This window comes from Roseovarius spongiae (genome assembly GCF_003651245.1).
Taxonomy (GTDB): Bacteria; Pseudomonadota; Alphaproteobacteria; order Rhodobacterales; family Rhodobacteraceae; genus Roseovarius; species Roseovarius spongiae.
The window spans coordinates 327161-343268 of sequence record NZ_RAPE01000002.1; the positions used below are offsets into that span (position 1 = coordinate 327161).

Here is a 16108-nt window from a genome sequence, read left to right on the forward strand (position 1 = left end):
CCGGGCGTCACGAGGCGGCCATCCAGCGTTTCCAGGCGGAGGGAGCGGGCGTCTGGCCGGGCGCCAGGGGTTTGCGCAAGAGCGCGCGGATCAGGGCGTCGGCGCGGCTTTGAGCGGTGTCGGGGACCGCGTCGATCAAGGCTGCGATCCTGGCGACGAAACCGGCATTGGCGCCGGGGCGGGCGATGTCGTCGCGCCCCGCGCTGCGGCTGGCCGCGAGGTCGCGCAGCGCCAGCAGCACGCGCCGGTCGTCCTGCGACAGCCCCCTGAAACCGGGCTTGGGCAGCGCGGCGGCCTCGGCCCTGGCGGCAAGCCCTTGCACGCGGTGATGGCCGACGGCCCAGAGCGCGACCATCCGCACCCGCCAATCGCTGTCGGCAAGCCCCGCCGTCACCAATGCGCGCCCCGCCGGATCGCCGAACACTCCTTCGCCGGCCACCGCCGCGCACAGCATTTCCCAACGCGCCTGCGCGGCGGACGGGTTCGCGACCGTCGCGCGCCGCGGCACGGTGAGAAGATCGGCAAGCGCCTGTTCGGGGCCGGGACGCACCGCGCCGCCGATGCCTTGCGCGAAGAACCGCGCAAGCCGACCCGCCGCCGGTCCGCGAATTTCGAGATGCGGGGGGGCATCCTCCGCGGCGCGCCAGTCGACCTCGAGCGAATGATCGGGCTGGCGCGTCCAGCTCGCGAAACCCGGCGGCGCGTCGTGCGTCGCGGTCTCGCCGTCGCGGGTCAGTCCCAGCAGCCCGAGCAGCCTGTCCACCCGCGCGAAATCCTGCCGCTCAAGCGTGAGGATCGCCTCGGCGCGGTCCTCCCATCCGCTCGCGATCATCGCGGGCGGCAGGGTCAGTTCGGGGCAGACCACGTAGCCTGCGCTTAGCGCGGTGGTGAGCGGCTCAACCCCGCCGCGATGGAGGAACAGGGCTGCGAACAGCGTCGTGAGCGTAAGACCCGGACGCTCCGAGAAGAGCGCGTGCCGCCGGGCGTAGAGCTGTCGGCCGATGCGGGCGGGATCGCCGTCACGGGCGAGGATATCGGCGATGACTGTCCCGTCCTCGTCCTCTGGTGCGGGGGTGGGCAGCCCACCGGGCGGGCGGCCCGCCATTAGCCCGCAGACGGCGGCGCCCGAGGCCAGCATCGCCACGCGGGCCGGGCCGGCCGCCTCCAACGCGCGATCATGCGCGCTTGCCGCCGCCTCCCACAGCGGCGGGCGGTTGCGGCCGCTCATCAGGTGCGCCAGCGCGCGGGCGTGTAGGTGGCGCGCTGCGTGCGCCTGCGCGTTGTCGCCCCAGGGGTGGCCCCTGGACTCGGGCGCGTCGAGCCAGGCGACGGCCAGTTGCAGCGCATCGGCGAACAGCGCCGCCTCGCCGACCCACCAGCCGGCGACGACCTTCATGAGCTGCTGCGCGCCCGCGCGCCAGTATCCCCGTTCGCCAAAGCGCGGCAGGTCTTCCTGTGCGAGCGGCAAGAGCCGGTCCCGGCGGCACGCCGCTGCCACGGCGACGGGATCGAATATGCCATGCGCGCCGGTCATTGCCGCACCCCGTTGACGACCGCGATGGGGGGCGAATGCCTGAAGGTGAACACATCGTTGGTGTGCGAGGTGATGGCGAAGAACGTGCCCGCCTCCAGGTTCTTGCGGGCCTCGATCAGCGCCTGTTCCGAAAGGCCCTGGGTGCGGTCGGGGTCTTCGAGAATCTTCAGCGCCTCGCGCGCCGCGTTCTCCCGCCGGTCGGAATCGCTGAAGGTTTCCGAATGCAGCGCGGCGGAGCCTTCCCCGCGATATTTGGAATCCCACAGGAAGACGTTGCCCTCCGCGTCCACCGAAATCACGTCGGCCTCGTTCGCGCCGATCGGATCGCCGAAATCGATCACGGTATGTTCGCCGCTGCCGGGAAGATTGTCGATCCCCTCGGCGATGCTGCTGGCGAGCGACAGCTCGGCGCGATAGCCTTGCCGGTGGGCGAGGACCTGTTCAAACACCTTTTCGAGCGTCTTGTCCCCAAGCGCCGCGCTGATGATGTCGGCCTGTTCGGCCAATGCGTCGAAACGCGCCGATTGCCCCATCTCGATACGCTCGATGATGGCCTGCATCAGTTCGCCGCCCAGTTCCGAGCCCAGCCGATCGCGGAACTTGGCCTCGAAGGCGTATTCGGGCTGATAGCCGGGCGGCGCGGCGCGTTCGGGCAGATCGGGATGAAGATCGACCCCCATGAACGCGTCGCCGCCGATGTCCCGGTATTCGGCCTGCAACCGCGCGATCAACTCCTCGCCCCGGCGCTGACCGGCCTCGATGCTCTCGCGCGTGCGATGGAATTCGGCGATGATCTCCTGGTAGGCGCCGACGCGGGTGATGGTGTTCTGGTCCTGCTTGCCGAGCTGCGCCAGCGCGGCGGCGAAGGCCGGATGGGCCGCCAGCGCCGAATGGTTGGCGGCCACGGTCGGCGGCCAAGGATGCGGCCTGTCAATGTAGTCGATCATCGGGTGAAGATCGGCGGGAAGATGCTGTTTCAGTTCCCGCATCGCGGCGGCGTAGGAGTCGCGCTGCTCGCGGATGCCGTTCTGCGCGGTCGAGTGGTCTTTGCCCTGCGCGTCCAGAAGGTGCTGATCAAGCTCGGCGAGCCGCGTCTGCTCGGCGCGGATCCGCTGGATCAGGTCGCGCAGATGGGTGGTGCGTTGCGCCGGCGTCAGGTCGGGCGGCGCCGTCTCGCTCTCTTCGGCGGGGCGCGTCGCTGCGTCCGCGTCGCCCTGCGCCTTGGCCGCCACGTAGCCGCGCGCCTCGGCCGCCGCGCCCGGTTCGGCGCGCGCGACCTCTTGCAGGAACTGGCGCTCGAGATTGGCGATTTCCTCCATCACCAGCGCGCGGCGGCGCGGGTCGAGCCCGTGTTCGGACAGGCGCGTCATGCGCTCGTCGATGATGGCCGGCAGTTTGGCGACCTCGAGGCTCGCCTCCCAGCGGGCCAGTTGCGCCGGATCGACGATATCCATGCCAAGCCGCCGTCCGATCCGGTTCATGAACATGCGCACCCGGCCCGCAAGCCCCGCGTAGCGGCGCATCGCGTCGAGTGTGCCGACATGAAGCTGGATGTCGATCGCGCGCGCGTTGGGGCCGACCTGTAGCGCAACGCCGACGATGTTGCCGTCGCGGTCCCGCTGCGGCACGGCGCGCACCTCGTCTGCGCCGAAGGCCGGGTCGTTCACGACGTCGACCTCCACCCGGTCGCGCAGGCGCGGCGGCAGGGACTCGGCGGGGTAGACGGTGCGCCCGCGCGTCCCGGGCGCCACGATGTCGCGCAGGTCCGGCCCGATCGCGGCGACCGCCGAGGCCGGCGCGCCGTCGCGGATGATGATCACCGCCTGGCCGTTTTGCACATGCACGAAGGCGTCGCCGAAATTGCCCTTGTTGTAGGTGCGGAACTGCAGGTCGTTGACATGGATGATCGGCACATCCGCCACCGCCCCCCGTTCGCGCGGCGGAATTTCCGAGAGCAGCGAGCGGCGCGCCTCGCGCTGCGCCGCGCGCACGACATCGGCGTGGTCGCTGTTCGCGGCGGCGTAGGATTCGACGTACCGGGCGTATTCGGCCGGAGAAGCGCCCGGGTTGTCGTGCCGCCAGTGGCGCAGGCTGCGGGCATGGGTCTGCTGCGGGGTCAGCGGGGCAGGGTGGATCAGCCGGCGCGCGCCGCGATTGGCGAGGTTGCCCGCCCCGCCCATGATCACGCCGTCCCGCAGGTTCTGCAAGGACGCCTCCCACGTGCCGCGCAGGACGTTGGCGGCGACGTTGCCGTGGCGCCAGTTGTCCTCGTTCAGCAGGTTCGCCGTCAGCGTCGTCGGGATCGCCGTCGCGGCGTCGATGGCCTGCTCGCGCGCGTAGGCGCGCCCGGCGGCGAGCAGCCCGCCCGACGCGCCCGCCTCCGCCCCTTCGCGCGCCGTCGCCCGCGCGGCCCCGGCGGCGGCGCCGCGCGCCGTCTGGCTGGCGGCGGCGCGCATTCCCACCCGCAGCGATTGCCGGCTGATCGCCTTGACCTCTTCCATGACGCCGGTGACCATCGCGCCGGCGTTGCGGAACAATGCGCCGCCCTTGAACATCCCCGCCGTCGCCATCGTGACCGCGAGATCGACGAGCCCGACGGCGATGTCGGTCCCGAGTTCCTCCATCCCGTAGGCGCCGCCCTTGATCGCCGCCTTGGCCGCGATCCCCGAAACGGTTCCGACGATCGACCCGGTGAGCGCGATCGCGGCGCCGAGCGCGGGCGACAGCGTGCCGCCCGACACCACGGTCAGCGCGGCGGCGGCGATGATCACGACCGCGCTGACGACATAGCCCAGCACCGTGGTGACCATGTCGGCGTAGGAATCCACCCGGTCGCGCTGCGCCTGGATCGCGTTCTCGACGCTGCCGCGCTGCTCGGTGAAGCTCGCGGTGATGTCCTCGCGCTGTTGCGGGGTCAGGTTCGGGTCGCGCATCCGCTCGGCCATCGCCTCGAGCTCGGCAAGCCGCTCGCGCGAGCGCGTGGAGTGGTTCTCGGACGCCCAGGCCCCGAGAAAGCCGACGCTCTCCTCGTCGCGGTTCAGTTTGCGCCGCAACTGGTCCACCTGCTGGGCGACGGTCGTTGGCGCGCCATGGTCATAGAGATCGACAAGATCGTCCTCGTCCCGCCCGCTGGTGTCCGACTGGATCGCGTCGCGCAGGGTCTCGCCGTCATGCTCGCTTTTCCAGCGGTCATTGAGCAGCAGCATCTCCTCGCGGGTCAGCCCGCCCATGCTGTCGCGCAGCTCGGGCAGGTCGGTTCCCGCGCCCGCGATGCCGTCGCGCACCCGCGTATAGGCCCAGTCGAGCCGTCGGCTCGGCAGCGCGCCCGCGTCGTCGGCGTCGCGGCGCATGATCGCGATGCGTTCGCGCGCGTTTGACAGATCGCCCCCGTCGCCGAACACGTTGTCCGACATCGTGTTCGTGATCATGTCGTCAAGCGAGATGTCGTAGCGATCCTGCAGGCGCGCGTCGAGCGCGTCCACGCTGCGGCCCGCGCGGTCGAACGCGGCCTCGGCCATGGCGGCGTTCATCTCGCGATCCCGGGCCATGCGGTAGTTCTCGATCTCCTCGGCCGTCATCGGGTCGTCCGCGTCCTCTCGGCGGCGCACCTCCCGCGCGACCCGGCGGCGCACGCCTGCGCGCATCTCCGGTCCGCGTTCCAGCTCGGTCAGGTCGGCGGCGGCCTGGTACTGAGCGGTGACGACATCGCCCATCGCCTCGTCGTCGGCGTAGAAACTGCGCCGCTCGCCCTGCATCCGCCCGGCCGAGACGCCGATCAGGTCGCCGGCCTGGAATTCCTGAAGGCGGTGCCGGCTGCCTTCGTCAAAGGCGAACTGGTAGACGACGGCGTTCTCGAGGGCCGTGCCCTGGCCCCAGTTGTAGTTGGCGACGTCGGCGTATTGCGTCTCGAACGCGTCGTTCAGCGCCTGGTTGCGGCGAAGCACGGCGGCCTCGTATTGCGCGGGCGTCCAGCCTTCTCGCCGGGCGTTCGCCATCTCCTCGCTGCGGATGCGCTCATAGACCGCCGCCGCGGCGTCGGCGTCGTGCGAGCCGAGCGCATAGTTCATCTCATGCGCGCGGGCCTCGTCCATTTCGCCGGCGGCAAGCGCCAGCGCGCGGCCCGCCTCGGACCCGCTCAGGTCTTCGCTCAGGCGGCTGCTCAGGCTTTCGCCGTATCTGCGGCGATACTCGGCGTCCGCGCGTTTCAGCTCTTTCGTGCGGTCCGGCTCGGGCAACTGGTTCAGCGTCTCGAGCGCCTCGTAGATCTGGTCCTCGTCAGTGCCGGGCCCGTAGACCGCGTCATGGATCGCCTCGGCCGCCGCGCGGCCGTGCTCGCCGGACATCAACCGTTGGGCGCGCCGCCACTCGTCGCCCGAAAGCTCTCCGTCCAGGTCGTTGTAGAGCGCATTGTCGCTGCCGCGCATGTCGTTATAGGCCGCCGTGACGGCGAGGCGCTCGATGGTGCGCAGGCCGGACAGGGCGCTGAAGATGTCGTCTTCCTCGGTTCCGAGATTGTCGTCATACCCGGCCGCGAGGATCTTGTTCGCGCGTTGCTCCGCGTCGAAACTGCTGTTCTTGGCGCGCGCGGCGGCGTTCAGCGCCGGCCATTGCCCGCGGGGCAGGGCGAACAGCTCGGACTCGACCGTCTGCGCGACGCTCTCGCGGCGGGCCTCGAACAGGGATTGGCGCAGCGGGGCGCCCAGTTGCCGGATCAACTGGTTCGAATTCAGTACGTTGCGCGCGATGAAGTTGCGCTTCTGCCCCTCGGTCAATTCCTGGTAGGCGGCGTTTTCCTCCTCGTCGCGGGCGATGCGCTGCTGGATGCGGTGACGCGCGGCCTGCGCGGCGCGCTGCATCTGCATCCGCGCGAGGCGGGAATCCACGCTGGCCCAAGTGTTCGCCGTATCGGTCGCGTTCTCGGCCCATTCATCGAGGTCCGCGACCTTCTCGCGCCACCACTCCCCGACATTGCCGTCCTGTTCATTGCCCCAGTCGCGCAGCGCGCGGAACGCCGCAGCCCCGGCATCCTGCACGTCACGGATATTGAGCGCGACGGTGGCGTCGACCTGGCCTTTCATTCGCCGGATCTCGCCGTCGATAAAGGTTGTCTGCCGGGTCTTCCAGTCTCGTGCGGCGTTGATCGCGTTGCTGATCGCGCGGCGGTCGGCGCGGCTGATGTCCGGCGGGTGGGTGGCGCCGGGCTCCAACCCGCGCGCGCGCTCGGCGTCGAACTGATCGGCCAGCGAGGCAAGGTCGATCGCGGAAATCCAGCGCGCTTTGGCGGCGTCGAGGCGCTTGTGGCGTTCGGTCTTCTCGAACTCGAACCCGGCGATCGCCTCGCTGACCTTGGCTTGTATCCGGCCGATGACCGCCTCGGCGGTCCGGCGGAACCCCAGCTCGGGCGCCGCGCCGACAGAACCCGCCCTGCGGCGCGCATCCGCGGCCTGCGCCTCGGCGGCGGCGGCGTCGTCGAGCCGGGCCTGCGCGGTGTCCTCGATGGTCAGCAGCTCCGCCTCCGCGTCGGCGCGGATCCGCTCGGTCTGGGAGTCGGCCTCTTCCTCCAACGCGGCGCGGCGCTGCGACACCGCCTCATCCAGAACCGCGCCGGCGGTCCCGATCACCTCGGCCACGCCCTCGACCTGCGTATTCATGCGCTCTTCGAGGTCGGGCAGAAGACCCTTGCCCAGATTGTCGAGCGCCGCCGGATCCTCGCGGGCGAGGACGCCGCCGGGATATTCGGGCATCTGCCGCTTGATCCGGTTCAGCAGCGTCTTCGCGGCGTCCCGCCCGCCCGCCTTGAGGTTGGCGAGGACGGCCGTGAACATCTCCTGCTCGGCCAGCGTCATGTCGGTGGAGGGCACTGGCGCCGGCTGCACCGTGAACGGTTCGGGCGCAGCGTCCTCCGCATCCGTCTCCTCGCCGTCCTGTTGCGGCGCGGGCGTTTCCCGCGCCGCGTCCTCGGGGGGCGCCATTTCGCCCGACTGAGCATCGGCGGGGGCGTCGGGGTTGAGCAGGTTTTCGCGGAGCGCAAGCAGCCGGTTGCGGGTCTCGCCGGCCTCAGCTTCCTCGGGTAGCGCGGTCCCGCCCTCGTGCGACAGCCCGGCGCGGTCCATCGCGCCGACGCCAAGGCTGATCAGCCGCAGGTCGCTGCTCGAGAGCCGCCGCTCGGGCGCCGGGACGGTGTTTTCGCCGGGGCTGGCGGGGACCGGGGGCATCTCCTGCGCGGGCAACTGGCGCGCGGCGATCTCCTCGATCGCCTTGGTCGCGGGTTCTATAGGGTCGGGGCTGACGGTGAATTCCGGTTCGACCAGGGGGACCGGCGGCGGGCCGGCGATCTGCCGGCGGGTCGGGCGGCGTCGGCGGCGGCGCATCGGGCGGGCGCGCTCGCCGCCTTGTCCGGAGGCCGGCGCGCCGGGCATGTTCTGCGCCGTCTGCTGTGCGGCGGCGACCACCGCCTGCGCGCCCCCGCCCGAAGGCACGACAACACCGCCGCCGCCACCAGGGCCGGCGCCGCCGCCATCGCTCGACGGGGGCGGCGCGCTTTCGACCTCTGCGCCCTCCTTGGGCGGGGGCGTGTCCTGCGCGCTCGGCTCTTCGTCCTCGAGCGCGGGATCTTCCGCCGGGTCGGCGGGCGCGGGGTCTTCCGGGTCGGGAAGAAGCTCTTCTTCGTCCTCTTCCGCGTCTACTTCGTCCGGCGCGCCGTCATCGCGGGTATCGATGGTCTCGGGCGCCGCGTCCTCGGGGGCGGGGTCGAGCAACTCCGCCGTCGCGCCGTTGCCGATCGTGCGTTGCGCCTCGGCTGCGAGGTCCGCCGACACGCCGCCGACCGGCGCGCCGCGCTCGCGCAGCAGCGCCGCGAGATACCGGCGCGCCGCGTCATCCGTCGCCCGGACGAAATCGCTCGGCTCGGCGGAGTCCGACAGGTCCGGCTGCGCCCTTGCGGGGGAGGCGGGGCGCGCGGCCATGGCCCTAGCGCGCCTTGTCCAGACGCCCGAAATCCGCGGCGATGGGCGTGCGGCCGATCTTGGCAAGCTCGCGCTCGACGGCGCGCAGCAGGTGCCGCATCCCGATCACCTGCCCCTGCGCAGCCGCGAGATAGGCCGCCGCCAGCGCTGCGTTGCGGATATCGCCGCCCGACAGTTCGAACGTCTCGGCAAGGGCCGGCAGGTCGACATCGTCGCCAAGCGCGGCGCGCGCGGGGATCGCGCCCTCCCAGAGCCGCCGGCGCGCGGCGGCGTCGGGCAGCGTGAAGGCCAGCGAATGACCGATCCGGCGGGCGAACGCCTCGTCCATGTTGCGCGGCAGGTTACTGGTCATGACGACCAGCCCCTCGTGCTCCTCGATCCTCTGAAGCAGGTGCGACACGGTCAGGTTGGCGTAACGCGCATGGGCGTCGTTCATCTCGGTGCGCGCGCCGAACAGCGCGTCGGCCTCGTCGCAGAGGATCGCGATGCCCGCGTCGGCGGCGGCTTCGAACAGCCGGTCGATCTGCTTTTCGGTCTCGCCGAGATACTTGTCGAAGATGCTGGCGAGCGACGCGCGGTAAAGCGGTGTGTCGGCGGCCTGCGCGACGATGCTGGCCGCCATCGTCTTGCCGGTGCCGGAAGGGCCGGAGAACAGGGCGAGACAATGCCGGCTTTGCGGGTTGGCCGCGCCGAACCCCCAGTCGCCCAGCACCTTGGGCCAGTTGCTCACGAAGGCGGTCAGTTCATCCAGTTGCCGCCCCAGCGTGTCCGACAGGATCAGGTCGTCGCGCGTCCAGCGCGCGCGCACAGGCCGCAGCATTGCGGGAAGCGGGCGGTCCATCGGCGCGGCAGGCGCGCCGCGCGCGCGCCCGATGCCCGCCGGCCCGAGTCGCGACCGCCATGCGAGCCGCGCAATCTCCGGGCGATCCGGCTCTGCCGCCGCTGCGCGCCACCATCTCAGCCGATCCGTGGCGTCGAGCGGCGGCAGCGCGACGCGCGCGATACGGTCGGGATCGGCCGAGGCGATGACATGCGCGACATCGGGCGGCGCACAGACGACAAGCCCGTTTTCGGACGCCGCGAGGCCCGCGAGGGCAGGGACCGTCGGCGCGTCCCGCGTGAGGGCGCCCGCGTCGATGAACAGCATGGCGTCGGTCAGCCGCGCCTCGCGAATGGCCAGCATCAAGAACCGCGCGGCGGCATCAACGGACGCATGCCCCAGACGGGCCGCGTCAAGGCACAGCATGCCAAGGCCCGCCCGCCGGGCGCGCCGGGCCGCAAGCGCGCGCTGGCCGCTGTCGCGCCCGGCGTCGAAGACGATGACCGGCTTGTCGCTCAACTCGGCAGTCAGCAGCGCGGGCGCCCAGTCCTCGGCCTCGGGGTCGAGACGCGAAAGCGCCTGGCCCAGCTCTGACGGGAGGCCCGCATCATGGCCAAGCATGGCCATCGCGACCCGGTCGTCGGCGCCAAGCGGGCGATCCGCCAGCGGCGTGGCGGCGGCTGTCGGACGGGTCAGCAGGCGGTAGCGCAACAGCGGAGCGTCCGGCGTGAAGCAGGCAAGCCGCGCAAGCCGGTTGGCCGGCTCCAGCAGTTCGATGATCAGATCGGGGCTCGCGTAATCGCGGGTGGCGTCGTTCTGCGCCAGCGCAAGGGCCGCGCGATAGCGCGCATCGAACGCCGGCGCCGCCGCAATCATCAGCGCGCGGCGTTCGAAGGCGCTCAGGCCGAAGGCCCTCGCCAACCGGTAGAGCGGCGGCTCACGCGCGGCGGCGCGCGCGTCGATGATCTCGCGCTGGCGATCCATGGGCGGCGCGTCCCGGGGCGGCGACGGCGCCAGCGCGGCGACGACGTGCCGCTCGTCCAGACGCAGGCCGCGCAGCCCGCTTTCATCAAATCGCCCGCTGTCGCGCAACGCGCGCAGGTGGCCCGAAAGCCGCGCGTCAAGCCAGCGAAATTCGGCCGCCATGTGCTCGGCGACGGAGGTGAACGGCTCATCCCGGAGCGTGTCGAGTCGCATCATCCCGCCCCCGGCAGTTGCAGTCGCACCGGCCCGCCCGCGGTCTCGATCACCGCGCCGTCAAGGCCGCCCATGCGCAGCACGAGATCCAGATCGGCCCTGGGCAGCGCCATGATCGCGGGCGCGCCGGGGTAAAGCGCGCCCCACCCGGTCAGCAGCCGGTCCCAGAGCCACGCGGCGCTTGCGCCCTCCAACCCGTGCAGGCGGCGCGCGAAATCGCCATAGGCCGCGCGCGCCAGAAGCGCCCATGCGCGGCGCGCCTTGCGATGGCGCACGCCGAACCAGTCGAGGTCGATGGACGGGTCGCGCATGCCCGGCGCCGCATCGCGCAAAGGTGCGGCGAGCGCCCGTTGCGCGGCAAGGCAGCGCCGCCGGTCCCCGAGAGCAAGCCAATCCCCGGTCGCGCGGTCCCGCAGCAGGGTCACGCGACCGATGCGGCTAATCGTCGGCTCGACCCGTCGGGGCGCGCGCCACTCGGCGAAGTGCCGGGCGAACCGCGCGCCAAGGTCGGGCGGCGGGGGCGGCGGCGCGTCCGCCCCCTCCGGTCGATAACCGCAGAGCCAGTGCAGCGCCGGGTCGCGCCACGCGGCCGCATGCTCGGGGCCCGCCAGCGTCGCGGCCAGCGCAAGCCGGTCCGGCCCGCCCTCTGCGCCGTCGGGGAGAAGCGACAGCAGGCCCATCTCAAGCACCGAGCGCCACAGCGCGAAAACCCCGGCGAACCCGGTTTCGAGCCGCGCGCCGTCATCCGCCAGCGGGGGCTCTGGGGATGTGTCCGACGCGGCGTTGGCCTCTTTCCCGGTGATGTTCCGAATCTCTCCGCTATGGTCGAAACGGGGGACTTCGGGGGATGGATCGGGCGCCCCCTGCCATGTCGCGCCCGTCGCAGATGGCCCCGGCGGGACCGGAATGGCGGCCACGGCCTGCGCGAGAATTCTGAAGCGGGGCAGGGGGGCCAAGAGCCGCGCCTGCGCGTAGCGCGCGACGGCGGCGAGCATGGCGCCGTGTGGCGCGCGCGGCGCGGCGGCGACCTCCTCATGCAGAAGACGCTGCAACAGCGCGTCGGGCAATGCGTCCGCGCCGGCGCGCGCAGGCAACACCCCGCGCAGGACGCCGCGCGCCGCGCGCTCGCCGATGCGCGCGCAAAGGGGCCGTATCTGTCCCCCCTCGGCCAGCAGCCCGAGCGCGGCCAGCGCGTCGCGAGGCTCGCGTTCCAGCGTCAGGCGCACGGCGTCGCCCGGCGGCAGCGCGGCGAGTTCGCGGTAACGGGAGAACCGCCACTGGTGCGCCGCGGCGTCGCTTGCCTGTGCGCGGATGCAGGCGGCGAGCCAGTGCGCGCGGCTGTCATACCGGCGCACCCCATCGACGATTTCCCCGGCGAGAACGCGGCGCATCGCGTCGCGCAGTCTGCATGCGAAGGCGTCCATCAGCCCTGAGAGGCCGAAGCTTGGCTCGGCGCGGAATGGCAGGGCCAGCCGGCGGATGACCCAGTAGCCGGAGTCAGCCTCATCGAGCGTCTCGCCCAGCACCCGGTCGATGACCTCCGCCAGCGCCGCGCGGTCCGGCATCTCGGGCGGCGCGGCTTGGGCGTGATGCACGCGCATCCGCAACGCTCCCACGCGCAGGGAGGACGCGATCCCCATCACGGCATCAGGATGGCGACGTAGGAGAACCGGGTCAGCCGGCCGTCGGAATCGTCCACCCGCCACTGCACCGGGAAGGTGACGGTGTCGCCGCCCGACACGCTGTGCGTTCCCGGCTGGTAATGCACGCGCCAGCGCGCGCCGATCGCGTGGCCGGAATTGCCGATATCCGACAGCCCGACCATCAATTGTGCGCTGCCGACGCTGGACAGCCGCGAGGACGTGACGACAAGGTTATGCGTGCCCGACCCGGCCCCCGTGCGGTTGAGCGCGACCTCGCCCGCGATCACATCGAACAGCACGTCCTGGCCTTGCGAGGTAAGCTCGCCCGTCACTTCGACATCGCGCCCGAAGAACGCGTCGCCCCGGTTGTCGACCCAGAACTGTTCGGTGAACCCGCCCGAGTCCGGGCCGACCACAAAGCGGTCGCCGCCACCGGAATCGTTCCCGATCCGCACCCGGAGATGGTTGGAATTGCTGCTGACGTGGTGGCGGTAGATTTCCAGCGGATCGCCGTCGTCGCCGCCCGCGGAATCGAGAAAGGCGAGCCGCTGATCGTAAAGCTCGACCCGCCCGTGCGAGCGCAGCCCGCCCTCGACGGTCAGACGGCTCGACCCGTCAAGCGACATCGCCGTCGCCCCGCCGCCGCTATTGAGCTCACTGTCGTCAGGCGCGCCGCCACGATACCAGGCGAAATTCCCGTCCGAGCGGAAATAGAGCGTTTCGTCCTGCACGCCGATGCCCGAGGATTGCCCGGCCATGTCGAAGTTGAGCGCCTGGCGGAACTCCTGCCCGAACTCGAGCGCGCCGAGACTGGTCAGCCGCATCAGCAATTCGCCGTCCGTGCCGGGATTGCCTGCCGCCGGGTCGTGTTCGCCCTCGTGATACCAGTAGAAACTGTTGCCGGTGCGCGCATAGACGCTCGGCCCCTGCCAGCCGATGCCGCGCATGCTGGCGTCCGGGTCGCTCGGGACGCCGAGGTCGATCGCCTGGCGCGCGGTTTCGGTAAAGCGCAGCCGTCCGACCGGCAGATCGACCATGCCGTCGGCGCGCACCGACAGCGCGACGGCGGCGGGGTCGCTGTCATAGGGGTCAAGCCCCGTGCCGATTGTCATCCGGGCGTTGTCCGCCGCCGCGTCCTCTCCGATCTGCACCCTGAGATCGGCGCCGCTGCCGCTGGCGTCCGGGACGCGGCGCATGGTCAGGGGAACCGTCTCGTCGCTGCCGCCATCTGACTGGAAGCTGAGCATGCCGCCATGCAGGAACACGTCCGCCTTGGCGATCGCGCGCCCCTCGACGGTCATGCGGCCCTCAAGGGTTGCGAAATCCACCTCGTCGGGGCCGTCGGGATGGGGCGCGCGGGGCGCGATGCGCAATTCGCCGCCCTCGGCCAGAAGGGACGCGCCGATGAAACCGGCATGGACGCGCCCGGTCATGAGGTCTTCGGGCGCATTGACCGGGCGGAACTTGCCCACCGTGCCGTCCCAGCGCACGCTTCCCAGCCGGATCGGCCAGAACCCCGAGGACCGTGGATCGGGGAAATCCTGCGTCGGCAGCGACTTGTCCGCCGGCAGGATCGGGGCGTCGCCGTCCGCGGTCCCGTCGGCCAGCGCGGGTTTCGCCTCGAGCCCGCTGACGATCAGCGGGTCGTGCTCGGTACTGAGCGTGCCGACGATCAGGCGATGGGTCTCCACCACCCGGCTGAAGGCCGTGTCCCCGATGCAGATCGTCGTGCGTTCGTCATCCGGGTCGCGCCGCGATTCCTCGTCGTAATGCAGCCAGAGTTCGAGCAGGCGTTCGCTGTTGAATACCGAGAACAGCTCGGGCGGGACCGCGAGCGGATCGAGCAGGTGAATCCGGCGCCCGAACCCGTCGACGGCCATGCCCGGCAGCAGCTTGATATCGACGAAACCGGCGTCGCCCTCGCGCTCGGTCTCGACGATCTCGCAGCCCTGCACGATCCCCCAGCTATGCGGCCCGAGGTCGTGACGCGCCCGCGCGTCGCGGTGATAGAGCTGCTCCAGGCGGAAATCCTCGGCGCCGACCTGCTGAAACTGAAAGTAGTTCATCCGTTCGATGGTGTCGCTCATCGCGGTTTCCTCCTGCCGGGGCGCTCAGCCCTTGCGTGGCTTGTTCGACTTGGCCCCGCGCGTGGCTTTGCCGGACGGTGACGCGGGTTTCTTCGGTGCGACGGCTGTTTTCAGACTGTCCACTTCCTTCTTCAGCGCGGCGAGTTCCTTGCGAAGATCCGCGGTGTCCGAAGACGGCGCCTTATCCGGTTTTTCCGCTTCCCCGCCCTGCGCGGCCATCGCCGCCACGGCGCGTTCAAGCCCGGCCGAGATCGCCGGAACGACCGGTGTTTCCGAAACCTTCGCCGCCATCGCGACATAGCGCCGGGGCAGTTCGAAATCGTTCTTCATGACCTCGCGGCGCAGGTTGCCGGACGGGTCGACGCGATCCAGCAACGGCATGAGATCGTTCACCAAGGGCGAGTTGCGCCGCAGCAGGTCCGGCCGGCAGCAGAGCATCGCCAGCATCCGCGCGAAAAGCGGGATCAGCGGGAACAGCGACAGCCAGTAGAACATCGACGGGAAGGCGCCGGCGTATTTCCGGCAGGTGTGGTTGCAGATCGACAGGATCCTGCCGCCCTTCACGCTGAGGCAGGCCAGTTCGACCCGGTCGTCGCAGGGGTCTTCGGGGCAGCGCGGCAGGAAGGCGCGGCAGATGCAATCCAGGATCGCCTGTATCCAGGCCGCCAGCAGGTCCGACGCCATCTCTTGTGCGCGGGCGATATAATCGGCGCGGTTTTCGATCACCGCATCGTCGCTGTCGGAGGACCGCTCGGGCGGGGCGAGCTTGACCTCCGCCGTCGCCCGCAGGAGCTGGCAGCGCGTGGTGCCGTGATCGTCCTGCAACAATTCGAGCACGGCGGCCCGTGCGTGGCAGATCGCCAGATGCACCGCGTCAAGATCGAGATCGCTCTCCGCAAGCTGGGTCGGGGAGGAGGACGCCATCTGAGCCAGCACTGCCGAATCCTGGTCGGTCAGTCGGTCCCGCATCACGTCGATATCTTTAAGAACGCAGTCGATGATATTGCGCAACAACGACTTTTCCGGGATCAACCAGCCAATCAGGCCAAGCGGCTGCCGCTGCACGTTGCTTCCCGGCTGGGGATCGCGGAATCGTGGCGGCTCCGGCGCGCAGGGTTCCTTGCGCGGGATCAGCGTCACGTCGAAACATTCGCGCACGCGGCGCGGCGCGCAGGCGTTGCTCGCGACAAGCGTGGTCGGGCGGTAATCGGCCACGGCGCGGGTGCGCGGCGTTTCGCATTTCCCGCAGCGGCCCGATCCGCCACAGCCGCATGATCCGCCGCAGCCGCAGGAACCGCCCGATCCGCCGCAACCACAGCCGCAATCCGTCCCGCAACCGCAGGATCCGCCGCCCTTGCCGATGGTTTCGCAGGCGATCCCGCCCGTCGTCAGCCGCTGCCCGACGGCGGTTTCCACCTCGCGATAGCGCAGGGCGATGCACCAGTGGCTGAGCGCGTCGTCGCAGCCCTCGTCGCGGGGCGGCGTCCACGGGTCGCAATCGTCGCCGTGCTTGCGCCTGGCGTGGGTGCACTCGCGGATCGCCTCGATCACGTCATAGCGCACCGCGTCGGCGACGACGATATCGTCGCCGCAGGGGTCGATGGCGTAGCCCGGCCGGATCGTGACCGATCCCTCGCAATCGTGGCACAGCACCTCGAGGCCGCAGACCACGCCCCAGCCGTGCTGATACCGGTTGTGCAGCCGGTTTTTCGTCTGCACATATTCCTGCACCGCCGTCAGGTCGGCGGCGGTCAGGGTCTGGCCGGTGCCGAAGAGCGGGCGCTCGGCGCATTCGAGACCGGCGCAGGGCGAACAGCAGCAGCTATCGTGACTGTCGGGTTTCATGGTCATCATCGACATTT

At 70.8% G+C, this 16108-nt stretch carries 6 protein-coding genes; all 6 read right to left on the reverse strand.

Annotated features, from left to right (window positions below; translation table 11 throughout):
- Nucleotides 1–7: 7 nt before the first annotated feature.
- The 6 genes from D6850_RS08380 to D6850_RS08405 are packed head-to-tail and all read right to left on the reverse strand — an operon-like array spanning nucleotide 8 to nucleotide 16106.
- On the reverse strand, nucleotides 8–1534 hold the full coding sequence (locus D6850_RS08380) for a hypothetical protein (RefSeq protein ID WP_121165790.1): 1527 nt from the start codon (nucleotides 1532–1534) through the stop codon (nucleotides 8–10).
- A complete protein-coding gene (locus D6850_RS08385) occupies nucleotides 1531–8499 on the reverse strand; it encodes a hypothetical protein (RefSeq protein WP_121165792.1) in 6969 nt (2322 codons plus the stop codon). Before D6850_RS08385 ends, D6850_RS08380 begins: the two co-directional genes overlap by 4 nt.
- Before the next feature lie 4 nt (nucleotides 8500–8503).
- Complete coding sequence (locus D6850_RS08390; protein ID WP_121165794.1) at nucleotides 8504–10519, reverse strand: ATP-binding protein; 2016 nt, start codon at nucleotides 10517–10519, stop codon at nucleotides 8504–8506.
- Nucleotides 10516–12117 (reverse strand): hypothetical protein, encoded by a 1602-nt coding sequence (locus D6850_RS08395; protein WP_147438877.1) that lies wholly within the window; start codon nucleotides 12115–12117, stop codon nucleotides 10516–10518. Before D6850_RS08395 ends, D6850_RS08390 begins: the two co-directional genes overlap by 4 nt.
- A 38-nt stretch (nucleotides 12118–12155) precedes the next feature.
- Nucleotides 12156–14246, reverse strand: coding sequence for a hypothetical protein (locus D6850_RS08400; protein ID WP_121165798.1), 2091 nt, complete (start codon nucleotides 14244–14246; stop codon nucleotides 12156–12158).
- 24 nt (nucleotides 14247–14270) lie between these two features.
- Nucleotides 14271–16106 carry a hypothetical protein gene (locus tag D6850_RS08405; RefSeq protein ID WP_121165800.1) on the reverse strand — a complete coding sequence of 612 codons (1836 nt, stop codon included), beginning with the start codon at nucleotides 16104–16106 and terminating at the stop codon, nucleotides 14271–14273.
- Nucleotides 16107–16108: the final 2 nt, after the last annotated feature.

Excerpts from the sequence above, each read along its gene's own strand:
- D6850_RS08395 (WP_147438877.1), bottom strand. The coding sequence starts at position 12,117 with ATGCGCGTGCATCACGCCCAAGCCGCGCCGCCCGAGATGCCGGACCGC.
- D6850_RS08400 (WP_121165798.1), bottom strand. The coding sequence starts at position 14,246 with ATGAGCGACACCATCGAACGGATGAACTACTTTCAGTTTCAGCAGGTC.
- D6850_RS08385 (WP_121165792.1), bottom strand. The coding sequence starts at position 8,499 with ATGGCCGCGCGCCCCGCCTCCCCCGCAAGGGCGCAGCCGGACCTGTCG.
- D6850_RS08380 (WP_121165790.1), bottom strand. The coding sequence starts at position 1,534 with ATGACCGGCGCGCATGGCATATTCGATCCCGTCGCCGTGGCAGCGGCG.
- D6850_RS08405 (WP_121165800.1), bottom strand. The coding sequence starts at position 16,106 with ATGTCGATGATGACCATGAAACCCGACAGTCACGATAGCTGCTGCTGT.
- D6850_RS08390 (WP_121165794.1), bottom strand. The coding sequence starts at position 10,519 with ATGATGCGACTCGACACGCTCCGGGATGAGCCGTTCACCTCCGTCGCC.